The organism is Streptomyces sp. NRRL B-3229, from assembly GCF_000719505.1.
In the GTDB taxonomy this organism is placed as follows: Bacteria; Actinomycetota; Actinomycetes; order Streptomycetales; family Streptomycetaceae; genus Streptomyces; species Streptomyces griseorubiginosus.
Genome location: NZ_JOGP01000005.1, coordinates 343,641 through 355,621 on the forward strand (window position 1 = coordinate 343,641; position 11,981 = coordinate 355,621).

Here is an 11,981-nt window from a genome sequence, read left to right on the forward strand (position 1 = left end):
TCCGCCGCTTCCACCACCGTACGAGGGGGCCGCTCGTCCTGTGGCGCCCCGCCCCGTCAGCCTTCGCCACAGGTGCGCGAGGGCGTCCGCGAGATCGCGCGTGCTCGACGTCGCCCGGAGATCGTCGCCGATCAGATCTCGTGCCAGAGACCTCCAGGGTGAGTCCCGCGGGGAGGGGGGAGGCGACTTGGTCAACGCCCTGCGCTCTCGGGGAAGCGGGTTGAAGTTCGCCACAGTGCCCCTTTCGCTTCGCTGCTCTCATCGCTTCTCTCGTCGGCGGACCGCACGGGGTTGTGCGCGCGAACGTGCAACGGGCCTCCGGGACACACGGTTCAACAAGGAACTGAACCTTCCGGCACCCGCACCCCGTTGTGCCGCACGACCCGGCGTCGGTGCCCAGCCGACAGATCACCGCCGGACGGACGGGGAGGTACGGACATGACCACCGCTCGCACACGGCGGCTCACGTCACCGGGGCTGCTGGAGCGCCGCCGGAAACTGGTGGGCGGCGAGGGCGCGCGCGACCGTCAGGACGCGCCCCGACCGGCGGAACGGCCGGCCGGCGACCCGTACCGCTCCGACCGCGCCGACACACCGCTGCCCGCGGGTCTGCCACCCCTGCCGACGGGTTTCGAACCGGCGCTGCCGACGAGCCGGCCCCGGAAACGGGAACCGCGAACCGGCGAGCCCGCCCCCTGAACCCCCACGGCCGAACTCCGCCTCATCACGTGTGAAAGCAGTCGAAAGGCACCCTCCATGCGGAGACGCACATCATTCCTCCTGGCCGTGCTCCTGGCTTTCGTCGGAGTCACCGGCACCGCCATGGCCATCCAGATCCACCGCTCCACCGCCCGGAACATCAACGAGACGACGGCAGCCGACGTCGCCGACCACACCGTCACCTTCCAGAACAACACCGGCAGCCGCATCTGGATCGGCAGCACGGTCAACGCGGACGGCTCCGCCGCCCTCACCGGCCTGCCGGCCCTGGACCCCGGCCGGTCCGCCACCGTCACCATCCCGGAGCACGAGGGCGCCGGGCACTGGCGGGGCAAGTTCTTCGCCCGCGAAGGCTGCACCGGTGAGGACGGCAGCACCTTCCACTGCGCCGTCGGCGACTGCGGGCCGTACGCCGACCACTGCTCCCTCGGCGAACAGCCCACCGGACTCGCCGAGTTCAACTTCGACCCGGCCGACACCCTCGCCCCCTGGTACGACGTCAGCTACGTCAACGCCGTCTCGGTGCCGGTCTCCATCACCCCGGACGACGTCACCCCGCCCGCGAGCGGCGAATGCGCGGTGGCCGGCTGTGTGCAGGACTTCCTGTCCTCCTGCCCGGCCGAGGACCTGACCAAGGACCCCGCCACCGGACGGCCGCTCGTCTGCACCAACCCGAACCGGGACGCCAAGACCCCGTACAGCGACATGGTCAACCAGAAGTGCCCGACGGCGTACGCCTGGTCGAAGCAGGACGCCGAGCCGGGGAACAAGGTCATGTACCAGTGCACCAAGTGCACCGGACTGACCGTCGCCTTCGGAACCGGCAGCACCGCCCCGGCCGACCCCGCCACCGCCCAGCCCGCCCCCGTTCCCACTGCCGCCCCCGCCCGCAAGGGCGTCAGCCTCAACCCCGTCGACGGCGCCTCCCAGGCGCTCGCCGCCTCGGGCGCCTCCTGGTACCTCAACTGGGCCTCCTCCACCGGCGCGGTCACCAAGCCGGCCGGCGTCGACTACGTCCCGATGATCTGGGGCCCCGGCTCCGTCACCGACGCCGAGCTGGGCGCCGCGACGCAGGGCGGCACCAAGGAACTGCTCGGATTCAACGAACCCGACAACCGCAGGCAGGCGAACATGACGCCCGAGCAGGCCCTCGACCTGTGGCCCCGGCTGGAAGCCACCGGCCTGCGCCTGGGCGCACCCGCGGTCGCCGCCGGCGCCGACCTGGACGGCGGCTGGCTGGACCGCTTCATGAAGGGAGCCGCCGACCGAAACCTGCGCGTCGACTTCATCCCTGTGCACTGGTACGGCTCCGACTTCGGCCCGGACGCGCCCAACCAGCTGCGCGGCTATCTGCAAGCAGTCTGGGACCGCTACCACAAGCCGGTCTGGCTGACCGAGTACGGCCTGATCGACTTCTCCCAGGACACTCCCCGCTATCCCGGCGAGCAGGAACAGACCGACTTCATCAGGTCGTCGACACGGATGCTGGACAGCCTGAGCTTCGTGGAGCGCTACGCGTGGTTCACCCTGTCCACGGTGACCAGCCCGACCGGCCTCTACGACGGTACGACCGCCAACGCCAGCGGCCGTGTGTACCAGGACGCGAGCTGAACGGGAAGGTGAACCGTCCTTGCCTCCCACCCGTTGTACGGGTGCAGCCTGGCCGTGTCCCCGCTCCCCCCTGGGGCCACGGCCAGGCCGTGGCCGGTCGGAGGCCCGGGTCAGGCGGCCCGCTTCGACGCTGCGGCCCGCGCCTCCGCGTCCGGCGGTGCGTCCGCCGGCCTGCCGAGGCGCTCGCGGATCTTCGCGGCGTCCTGATGGTCGAACTCCACGAAGATCGCCAGTGCCTGCCGCCAGCTGTCGCGGGCGGCTTCCGGCTCGCCGGCGGCCAGTTGGGCATCACCGAGGTTGCCCAGGGTGTGGCCCTCTCCCCACCGGTTGCCGATGTCCCGGTGTGTCCTGAGGGCCTGGTGGTAGTAGTCGACGGCCTCGTCGTAGCGCTGGAGGCGGCGGTGGGCCGTACCGAGGATGTCGAGTGCGACGCCTTCGACCCAGGGGTTGCCGCTGGTCCGCAGGACGGTCAACGCCTCCTCCAGACAACCGATGGCCTCGTCGAACCGGCCCTGCCGCTGGTAGACGTCGCCCAGGTTGCTCAGACAGATTCCCACCCCCCACGGGGTGCCGATGATCCGTTCGACGGCCAGGCCGCGGCGGATGTACTCCGCGGCCTTGTCGAGCCGGCCGTACTGGAGGTAGGAGTCGCCCAGATTGGTCACGGCCGACGCCCTGCCCTCCGTGTCCCCGAGCTCCCGGTAGGCGACCATCGCCCGGCGCAAGTGGTCGATGGCCTCCTCGTACCGGCCCGAGCCGCGCAGCGCGGCGGCCAGGTCCGCGAAGCCCTGAGCCCTGCCCCGGCGGTCGCCGGCGGCGCTGGCCGCGGACAGGCCCGTCCGCGCGGTGTCGACCCAGTCGTGCGTATGGCTGCGGAGGTAGAAGAACCCCCACAGCACGGCGGGCAGCCGCCACGCGACACCCGACCGCCCGGACTCCGCAGCCTGGTGGACCGCGGCGACCAGGTTGGCCCGTTCGGTCTCGCACCAGTCCAGGGCCTGGTCGTGCGTCGTGAACTCCAGGGGTGTGCACAGGTCGGGCAGCGGTTCGAGGGGGATTCGGCGACGGTGCGGGGTGATGTGCGGGTAGGCGGCGTCCGCGGTGTGCAGGTACCAGGCGAGCAGCCGCCCCATGGCACGCTCCCGCTCCAGGGGCGTCTCCTCGGCGTGGACCCGTTCGGTGGCGTAGACATGCAACAGGTCGTGCAGGGTGTAGCGGCCCGGGAAGTGTTCGGTCAGCAGGTGAGCGCGGGTGAGCTCGACGAGCAGGGCGCGCGCCTCCCGCAGCGGGAGCCCGGCGAGGGCCGCGGCGGCCGGTGCGGAGATGTCGGGCCCGGAGTGCAGGCCCAGCAGGCGGAACAGACACGCGGCGGGATCCGACACCGCTTTGTACGACCAGGAGAAGACCGCCCGTACATCGGTGCTGATGTCGTCGCCGGAGGCGAAGGCGTCGAGGCTGCCGTGGCTGTCGCGCAGTTCCCCGGCGATGGCGCTGAGCGGGAAGCCGGGGTGGGCGACGGCATGGGCGGCGACGATGGCCAGCGCCAGCGGCAGCCGGGCGCACATGGCGATGATCTCGTCCGTGGCCCGAGGTTCCGCCGCCAGCCGGTCGGTGCCGAGTCGGCGGGCCAGGAGATCGTGTGCCTCGGCGGAGCTCAGCTGGTCCAGCGGCAGCGGATGAGCCCCCTCGCCGGCGACCAGGCCGGTGAGCTGGTTGCGGCTGGTGACGATGACCAGGCTGCGGGAGGAACCGGGCAGCAGCGGGCGGACCTGGTCGGTGTCACGGGCGTTGTCGAGCAGGATCAGCATGCGCCGCTGGGCGAGCATGCTGCGGTAGAGCGCCGTCTGGGCGTCGAGGCCGGCGGGAATCCGCATCGGCGGCACGCCGAGCGCGCCGAGAAGAGTACGGATGGCCTCGTCCGGCGTCACCAGGGAGCCGGTCGGATCGAAGCCGCGCAGATTGAGGTAGAGCTGTCCGTCGGGGAAGCGGTCGGCCATCTCGTGCGCCCAGTGCACGGCCAGGGTGGTCTTGCCGATACCTGCCATACCGCCGATCGCGCTGATCACCACGGTGGCCGGTGGGCCGTCCTGCTCGGACAACAGGGCGCGTGCTCGGTCGAGTTCGGCGTGCCGACCGACGAACGTCGGCAGATCAGCGGGCAGTTGGGCCGGACGGCCCGCGGGTAAGACGGGGGGTGAAGCGGTGGGTAAGGCGGGCGGCACCGAAGGGGCCGGCGGCGCCTGCCGCCCCGGCGGAAGGGCGTCCAGGGACGCGTCGGCCGCCAGGATGCGGTCGTGCAGATCCTGAAGCGGTGTTCCGGGTTCGATGCCCAGCTCGGTGACCAGGGTGCTCCGCGTACTGCGGTAGGCCGCCAGTGCCTCGGCCTGCCTCCCGGACCGGTAGAGCGCCAGCATGAGCAGTCGGCACAGCTGCTCCCGCAGCGGGTACTGACCGGTCAACGCGATCAGTTCGGCGACGACATCGCTGTGGCGTCCGCGTTCGACCTCGACGTCCAGCCAGGTCTCCAGCGCGACCAGGCGCTCCTCGTTCAGCCGGGAACTCTCGGACTCGGCCAGGGGGCCGGTGAGTCCGGCCAGTGCTCCGCCCTGCCATCCGTCGAGCGCCGCGCGCAGCAGTTCGGCGGCCTCGGACAGTTCCCCGGCGGCGCGCAGCTTCCTCGCCTCCGTGACCCGTTGCTCGAACACACTGAGATCCAGGCCGTCCTCCGGCAGACGGACGAGGTACCCGTCCCCGACCGACACCACCACACTCCCGGCCCCGGTCACCTCCCGCCCCGCATCGATCACCTTGCGCAGGCGCGACACATAGGTCCGGAGCACCGACACCGCAGCCGCGGGCTGCTCCTCTCCCCAGACCGCGTCGAGGAGTTCGGAGAGTGCGACAGCGCGTCCCCGCCGCAACAGCAGCGCTGCCAGGACGGCCCGCTGCTGTGGCGAACCAAGGTTCAGTTCCTGTTCGCCGCGCCAGGCCCGGACCGGCCCCAGGACGGCGAAACGCACGGAAGTCTCGTAGCCGTTCATCCCCAGGACTGTACTCAACATCCATCCCGCCACAGACGTCGCCTGACGGAATGTCACCTCTTGGTCGGATCGCCGCAATTTGCTGGTCGGCGGGATTGAACCATTCCCGAACGAGCGCCCGTTGCGCTACCCGGGGACCGCCACACCGTTCCCGATCGGGCCGTTGGGCCGGGACGCGTCAGAAAGGAAGAGCCATGAGCCGGGGTGAAGAGGAAGAGACGGACGAGCCGGTCACGGAGGGCGATCGCGCCGTGCCGGGGCCACGCCACGCGGTGGTCATCTCCGGAGACGGCTCGGCCACCATCGACGGAGAACCCGTGGAGGTCGCGGACGGAGAGTCGGTCGACGCCGCGATCCTCGACAGACTCCAGGGATACGCACGTGACCTGAACGCCGGCGTGACGGCGACCATCTCCGACCCCTCCGCGGGCTACGTCGCGTTCGTCGAGGTCGCCCCGGACGGCTCGAGCAGCCTGCTGGAGCAGCAGGAGCAGCAGGAGCAGCAGGACGCACCGCCCGACCCCACCGAAGTCCCTGTAGGCACGGCCGCAGCGGTACCCGACCCTGCTGATGTCGATGCCGACGAAGCCGTCGGCGACGAGGACGAAGCCGAAGCCGACGAAGCCGAAGCCGACGAAGCCGAAGGCTTCGACGTCGAGGCGCACACGCAGGAGCACCGGCAGCGACCCCCCGCGCCGCCCGCGCCCGTCGTTCGTCTCGCCCCCAAGGTCGCCCCGAGGAACGGAACACGTCAGTCGGACGACGAGTACAAGTCGCCCGGTCTGCTCCACAAACCCCTGGTCGTAGGACCGGTGGCCGTCGGCGTGGCCGCCCTGGTCATCGTTCCGCTGGTGATCCTGGGCAGCAGCGCACCGGACGACGGGGGGCGCCAGAAGCAGACAGCCCGCTCGAGCGCGGAGACAGAGACTCCTCTGGCCGAGGACACTCCGTCGGCGGCCCCTTCGGCCGTGAGGACATCTCCCCGCGCGACAGCCGCCTCGCCGTCCGCCAAGCCGAAGGCGTCGGCGAGTGCCAGGGCTCCGAAGAAGAAGGGAGGAGGGAAGGGGGGAGCCGGAGGCGTGGGAGGGGTCACCGTCACCGTGACCGCGAGGCCACCGCGGGCCACCGTCACGGCGAAGCCCGCGCAGGAGACCGCCGCCACGGCGGTGAACCGGCTCCACCGGAGCGACCCGTCCGGGCGGCACATCTGCTACCGCGCGTACCTCTCCGGGCAGGGTTGGCAGAAGCCCGTGTGCGACGGCACCCTCGCCGGAACGACGAGCGGGACCCATCCGATCAAGGCCCTCAACATCGCGGTCCACGGCGGAGCCGGCTCGGCCGCCAACGCCTTCGTCCACGACCCGAAGTCGACCGACGGCCGGGGCAAGTGGAAACCCCGGTGGACGGCCGTCATCGGCGACGGCAAGAACAACTACATAGGCAGTACGAAGTCAGGCGCTCCCTACATGACGGGCTTCGCCATCAACATCGGCAGCGGCCAACTCTGCCGGTCGACCAAGGTCCACGGCTACGACTGGGGCAGCGCCGACTGCACTCAGCCCCGCCCCGGCTACATCTTCGGAGGCGCCCTGGAGAACACGCGCTGGCTCGAGGCGGTCAAGCTCTGGTTGTGATGCGACGAGTCGATGCGCCCGGGCGTGAACAGCACACGCATGACGGTCCGTCGGGTTCGACGGGCGCCGGTCGGGTAGCGTGCGGGGTATGTCGAGTCCTGAGTCAGACACGGTGGGGGCTTTCGGTCACGCCGTCAGCCCCCTGGACCACTGAGCTCGTAGCCCTGTCGTCGCGCCGCTCTCCGCGGCGGGACGAGCGGGCGCCCCGGGGCCGACCGCGGTGACGACACGACCTTCTCGTGCCTCTCCTCACCTCGGAGCCACTCGATGCCTCTGCCGCTCTATCTGCTTGCCATGGCGGTCTTCGCCATGGGCACCTCGGAGTTCATGCTCGCCGGCCTCTTGCCGGACATCGCCTCGGATGTCGACGTCACCGTCGCGACAGCAGGCGTGCTCACCTCGGCCTTCGCGCTCGGCATGATCCTCGGCGCACCCCTGGTGGCCGCGTCGGCCCGCAACTGGCCCAGGCGCCCTGCCCTTCTCGGGTTCGTCCTGGCTTTCGCGGCAGCTCACGCCTTGGGCGCCGTCACCACGAGCTTCCCCGTCCTGTTCGCCACCCGAGTCGTTGCCGCGCTCGCGAACGCGGGGTTCCTCGCCGTCGCTCTGACGGCCGCGGCCAGTCTGGTCCCAGCCGACAGGAAGGGACGCGCACTGGCCGTCCTGCTGTCGGGCACGACGGTGGCCACGATCGCCGGTGTCCCCGGTGGGGCGGTGCTCGGCACGGCACTCGGCTGGCGGTCCACCTTCTGGGCAGTCGCCGCTCTCTGCCTGCCCGCCGCTCTCGGCATCCTGAAAGGCATCCCCGCAGGACGTGACGAGGACGAGGCGACCGGCAGGCCGGCGTTGCGAGCGGAGCTCGGCCGGCTCGCCCGGCCGCGGTTGATCCTGGTGATGCTGCTCGGCGCGCTGGTGAACGCGGCAACCTTCGGCAGCCTCACCTTCCTTGGCCCCGTAGTGACCGACAGCGCCGGGCTGGGCGAGTTGTGGATCTCTGTCGCTCTGGTGCTCTTCGGTGCCGGTTCCTCCGTGGGTGTCACCGTCGCCGGACGGCTGTCCGACCGGAGCCCCGGGCCGGTCATCGCGATCGCCGGTCCGTTGCTGCTCGTCGGCTGGCTCGCTCTGGCGGTGCTGGCCGACGAGCCGGCCGCCCTGCTCACCCTCGTGTTCGTGCAGGGCGCGCTGTCGTTCGCGCTGGGCGGCACGCTGATCACACGGGTTCTCTACGAGGCCGCGGGAGCCCCCACGATGGCCGGCGCCTATGCGACGGCGGCGCTGAACGTGGGCGCCGCCGTCGGCCCCGTCGTCTCCGCAGCCACGCTCGGCACCGGAGCAGGGGCGCTCGGACCGCTCTGGACCAGCGGGCTTCTCGTCGCGGTCGCGCTGCTCATCGCATTGCCCCTCCGCACCGTCATCACGGCCGGCCGGCACACGGAGGTGCTGCGGTGACACGGGCGAGCGCACCCTGGAACATCGAGCGACCCTCAGTAGACCGACAACCCGTACGCCGCCAGCACTTCCTGGATCGGCTGGTAGTACGTGGTCCCTCCGGTCGTGCAGTTGCCCGAGCCGCCGGAGAGGATGCCGATGACCTTGTCGCCGGCGTAGAGGGGGCCGCCGCTGTCGCCGGGCTCTGCGCAGATGTTCGTCTGGATCAGGCCGGACACGACGTCTCCGCCACCGTAGTTGACGGAGGCGTTCAGGCCGGTGACCACGCCGCAGCGGACGCCTGTGGTGGAGCCGCGGCGGCAGACGCTCTGGCCGACGCGGGCCGTCGCGGTGCCGGTCACGTCGACGGAGCCGATCGTGCCGGGGTGCGGGACGGCCGGGTTGGTGTACCGGACGACGCCGTAGTCGTTGCCGGGGAAGCTGGTGACGACGGTGGATCCGACCGTCGTGGTCAGGGCGGAGCCGGTGTACCAGGTGGACGCGCCGTCCGTGCAGTGGCCGGCGGTCACGAAGTAGTAGGTGGAGCCGCTCTGCACGTTGACCCCGGCCGAGCAGCGCCACCCGGTCGTGTAGACGCCGTCACCGCCCGACAGGAGGGTGCGCAGCCGGCCGTCGAGCCGTTCGAGGGCCGCGGCACCCGCCCAACGGCCGGTGCTCCGGCGGACCTTGGCCAGGTCCGCGGCCGTGACCGTGGAGTCGGCGAACACCCTCAGTTTCCCGGTGCGTTCGTCCACCGCCCAGCTCGTCCCGGCGATGCCGAGGGACTCGACGGCGGACGCCGCGCCGGTCACCGATGCACCGGAGGGGGCGGCGGGCCCCGCCGTCGCCGCGCCCGCGTCGGACACCGCGAGCGCGGCGGCCATGAGCAGGCTGGTCACCGAGGCGATCAGCCGCGGTCGTCCGGAGCCGATACGGCGAGTTCGTCCGGAGCCGATACGGCCAGTTCTCGTCACGCAAGCCTCCCGGGGACGGTGGACGGGGTCACGCCGACGCACCGAGGACGGTGGACGGGGTCACGCCGGTGCCGACGCCCCAGTGTCCCCGCCCGCGCCCGGCACGGGTAGGGCGCCTTCGGTCGCGCTTCCCCGGCGCGAACGGTGAATCGGGCGCCCTCTTGGGGCAATTGTGGCTCTTGCTTTGCCGGTGTTTGCGTTGTGTGCTTCGCTGCCCCGACCTAGCCTGACCGGCGGAACCGTGGGAAGGGCCGCCATGCTGAAGACCGTCTCGGAGCAGGCGCGAGGTCTCACCAAGGACCAGCGCAACGCGTTCCTCGCCGCCTACCTGGGCTGGGCGATGGACGCGTTCGACTACTTCCTGGTGGTCCTCGTCTACAGCGAGATAGCCGACGACTTCCACGTATCCCTCACCGACATGGCCTTCCTCACCACCGCCACCCTCGTGATGCGGCCGGTCGGCGCCTTTGTCTTCGGGATGTGGGCGGATCGCCGGGGCCGCCGGGTGCCCCTCATGGTCGACGTCGTCTTCTACTCGATCGTCGGCTTCGCCTGCGCCTTCGCGCCCAACTACGCCGTCCTGCTGGTGCTTCGCCTGCTGTACGGCATCGGCATGGGCGGCGAGTGGGGACTGGGCGCGGCTCTCGCCATGGAGAAGATCCCCGCCGAGCGGCGCGGTTTCTGGTCGGGGCTGCTCCAGAGCGGCTACTCGCTGGGGTACCTGCTCGCCGCCGTGGCGTTCTTCGTCATCGAACCCGTCCTCGGCTGGCGCGGGTTGTTCGCCTTCAGCCTGGTGCCCGCCCTGGTCGCGCTGTGGGTGCGCAGCCGGGTCGAGGAGAGCGAGGTGTGGGAGAAGAGCGTCAAGCTCAACCGCACCCCCGCCCACCAGGTGTTCAGGAACCCGGCGGTGCTCAGGCGCTTCGTGTACCTCGTGGCCCTGATGACGGCCTTCAACTGGATGTCCCACGGCACCCAGGACATCTACCCGACCTTCGTCAAGAAGGGCCTGGGCCTGTCCCCGGACACCTCCATCGCCATCGCGGTCGTCTACAACATCGGCGCCATCATCGGCGGCGCGCTCCTCGGCGCCTTCTCGGAGCGGCTGGGCCGCCGCCGCACGATCATGATCGCGGCGGCCGCCGGCCTGGTCGTGGTGCCCTTCTTCGTGCTCTCCACGACCACGGGCTGGCTGATGCTCTCCTCCTTCCTGATGCAGCTGTGCGTCCAGGGGGCCTGGGGCGTGATTCCCGCCCACCTGACCGAGATGAGTCCGGACGCGATCCGCGGTTTCTATCCCGGCGTCACCTACCAGCTCGGCAATCTCATAGCCGCCCTCAACCTGCCCATCCAGGAGGCCCTCGCCGAACGGCACGGCTATCCCGCGGCGATGACCTGGACCGTCGTACCCGCCCTGGCCGTGGTCATCCTGCTGAGCGCCGTCGGCAAGGAGGCCAAGGGCATCCGGTTCGGCGGCCCGCCCGCACGGACCGCCGAACCGGCGGCCGCCGACAGCGCGTAGGGCGACCCCGCGGCCGCCGACAGCGCGTAGGGCCGATTCCGGCCATCGGCCCGGTTCGCGCCCGGCCCTCAGCCCCTACGATGGCAACTCGCAGTACCTGTACACCAGCACGGTCGCGTACCACCGCAGGGAGACATGCCCATGGGTGCCACGGAGCCCGCAGGAACACCTACCGAACACGGACTCCTGGGCGGCGCGTCGGCCGGGCCCATGGTGCCGCGGCTGCTGCTGGGAGCACGGCTGCGCGCGCTGCGCGAACGCCAGGACATCTCCCGTGAGACCGCCGGGCACGTCATCCGCGGCTCCCGGTCCAAGATCAGCCGCATGGAGGCGGGCCGCCACGGCTTCAAACTGCGGGACGTGGCCGACCTGCTCACCCTTTACGAGGTCACGGACGAGGCCGAGCGCGCCACCCTGCTGACGCTGGCCGAGGAGGCCAACACCCCTGCCTGGTGGCAGGACTTCCACGACGTCGTGCCCGCATGGGCCCAGGCCTATCTCGCGGCGGAACAGGCGGCGAGCCTCGTCCGCTGCTTCGAGGTGCAGCGCGTCCCCGCCCTGCTCCAGACCCCGGACTACGCCCGTGCCGCGCTGCGTCGGGCCCACGCCGACGCCTCCCCGGAGGAGATCGAGCGGCGCGTGGCCTTACTGCTCTCCCGGCAGCGGATCCTGCACCGGCGGCCCGCGACCCGGCTGTGGGCGGTGCTCGACGAGGCGGCGCTGCGCCGCCCGGTCGGCGGAGCCGCGACCATGCGCGCCCAGCTGAGGCACCTCATCGACATGTGCCGGCTTCCCCAGGTGACCGTGCAGGTCATGACGTTCCACGGTGGCGGCCACTCCGCGGAGGGCGGCCCGATCACCGTCGTGCGGCTGCCCGGCAGCGAGTTGCCCGACCTGGTCTACCTCGAGCAACTCACCACCGGGCTCTACCCCGACCGGCCCGCCGACATCGAGTCCTACTGGGACGCCCTGAACAGCCTCGCGGTGGAGGCCGAGTCACCGGACGAGACGCCCACGATCCTGCACCGCATCCTCCAGGAGACCTGACCCCTGGGGC

General features: G+C 71.2%; 8 protein-coding genes. 6 read left to right on the plus strand and 2 right to left on the minus strand.

The genetic code is table 11. The features are described from left to right. Positions 1-438 precede the first annotated feature (438 nt). Both IF54_RS0110140 and IF54_RS0110145 read left to right on the plus strand, forming a co-directional pair. Entirely contained in the window at positions 439-699 is a 261-nt protein-coding gene (locus IF54_RS0110140) for a hypothetical protein (protein ID WP_030316763.1), read from the plus strand. 57 nt (positions 700-756) lie between these two features. Continuing rightward, complete coding sequence (locus IF54_RS0110145) at positions 757-2,331, plus strand: glycosyl hydrolase (RefSeq protein WP_030316765.1); 1,575 nt, start codon at positions 757-759, stop codon at positions 2,329-2,331. Between the two features lie 110 nt (positions 2,332-2,441). Here IF54_RS0110145 and IF54_RS0110150 read toward each other — a convergent pair whose 3' ends face one another. After that, positions 2,442-5,372, minus strand: coding sequence for an AfsR/SARP family transcriptional regulator (locus IF54_RS0110150; RefSeq protein ID WP_030316767.1), 2,931 nt, complete (start codon positions 5,370-5,372; stop codon positions 2,442-2,444). Between the two features lie 194 nt (positions 5,373-5,566). Between IF54_RS0110150 and IF54_RS40465 the strand changes: the two genes are divergently transcribed. Further along, positions 5,567-7,006 (plus strand): hypothetical protein, encoded by a 1,440-nt coding sequence (locus IF54_RS40465; RefSeq protein WP_051735377.1) that lies wholly within the window; start codon positions 5,567-5,569, stop codon positions 7,004-7,006. Positions 7,007-7,273: 267 nt separating this feature from the next. After that, positions 7,274-8,452 carry a Cmx/CmrA family chloramphenicol efflux MFS transporter gene (locus IF54_RS0110160; RefSeq protein ID WP_030316771.1) on the plus strand — a complete coding sequence of 393 codons (1,179 nt, stop codon included), beginning with the start codon at positions 7,274-7,276 and terminating at the stop codon, positions 8,450-8,452. A 35-nt stretch (positions 8,453-8,487) separates the two neighbouring features. On the opposite strand, the gene IF54_RS0110165 is transcribed toward IF54_RS0110160, so the two are convergent. Then, the gene (locus tag IF54_RS0110165; RefSeq protein WP_030316773.1) at positions 8,488-9,315 is read right to left on the minus strand and encodes a S1 family peptidase; all 828 of its coding nucleotides are present in this window, start codon (positions 9,313-9,315) and stop codon (positions 8,488-8,490) included. Positions 9,316-9,661: 346 nt separating this feature from the next. On the opposite strand from IF54_RS0110165, the gene IF54_RS0110170 reads away from it, so the two are divergent. Both IF54_RS0110170 and IF54_RS0110175 read left to right on the plus strand, forming a co-directional pair. Further along, the gene (locus IF54_RS0110170; RefSeq protein WP_030316775.1) at positions 9,662-10,924 is read left to right on the plus strand and encodes an MFS transporter; all 1,263 of its coding nucleotides are present in this window, start codon (positions 9,662-9,664) and stop codon (positions 10,922-10,924) included. A 210-nt stretch (positions 10,925-11,134) separates the two neighbouring features. Beyond that, positions 11,135-11,971, plus strand: coding sequence for a helix-turn-helix domain-containing protein (locus IF54_RS0110175; RefSeq protein WP_030316778.1), 837 nt, complete (start codon positions 11,135-11,137; stop codon positions 11,969-11,971). The last annotated feature ends 10 nt before the right edge of the window (positions 11,972-11,981 follow it).

Bases quoted from the DNA above. Each gene is read 5' to 3' on its own strand.
- IF54_RS0110140 (WP_030316763.1), top strand. From the start codon at position 439: ATGACCACCGCTCGCACACGGCGGCTCACGTCACCGGGGCTGCTGGAG.
- IF54_RS0110145 (WP_030316765.1), top strand. From the start codon at position 757: ATGCGGAGACGCACATCATTCCTCCTGGCCGTGCTCCTGGCTTTCGTC.
- IF54_RS0110150 (WP_030316767.1), bottom strand. From the start codon at position 5,372: ATGAACGGCTACGAGACTTCCGTGCGTTTCGCCGTCCTGGGGCCGGTC.
- IF54_RS40465 (WP_051735377.1), top strand. From the start codon at position 5,567: ATGAGCCGGGGTGAAGAGGAAGAGACGGACGAGCCGGTCACGGAGGGC.
- IF54_RS0110160 (WP_030316771.1), top strand. From the start codon at position 7,274: ATGCCTCTGCCGCTCTATCTGCTTGCCATGGCGGTCTTCGCCATGGGC.
- IF54_RS0110165 (WP_030316773.1), bottom strand. From the start codon at position 9,315: ATGGCCGCCGCGCTCGCGGTGTCCGACGCGGGCGCGGCGACGGCGGGG.
- IF54_RS0110170 (WP_030316775.1), top strand. From the start codon at position 9,662: ATGCTGAAGACCGTCTCGGAGCAGGCGCGAGGTCTCACCAAGGACCAG.
- IF54_RS0110175 (WP_030316778.1), top strand. From the start codon at position 11,135: ATGGTGCCGCGGCTGCTGCTGGGAGCACGGCTGCGCGCGCTGCGCGAA.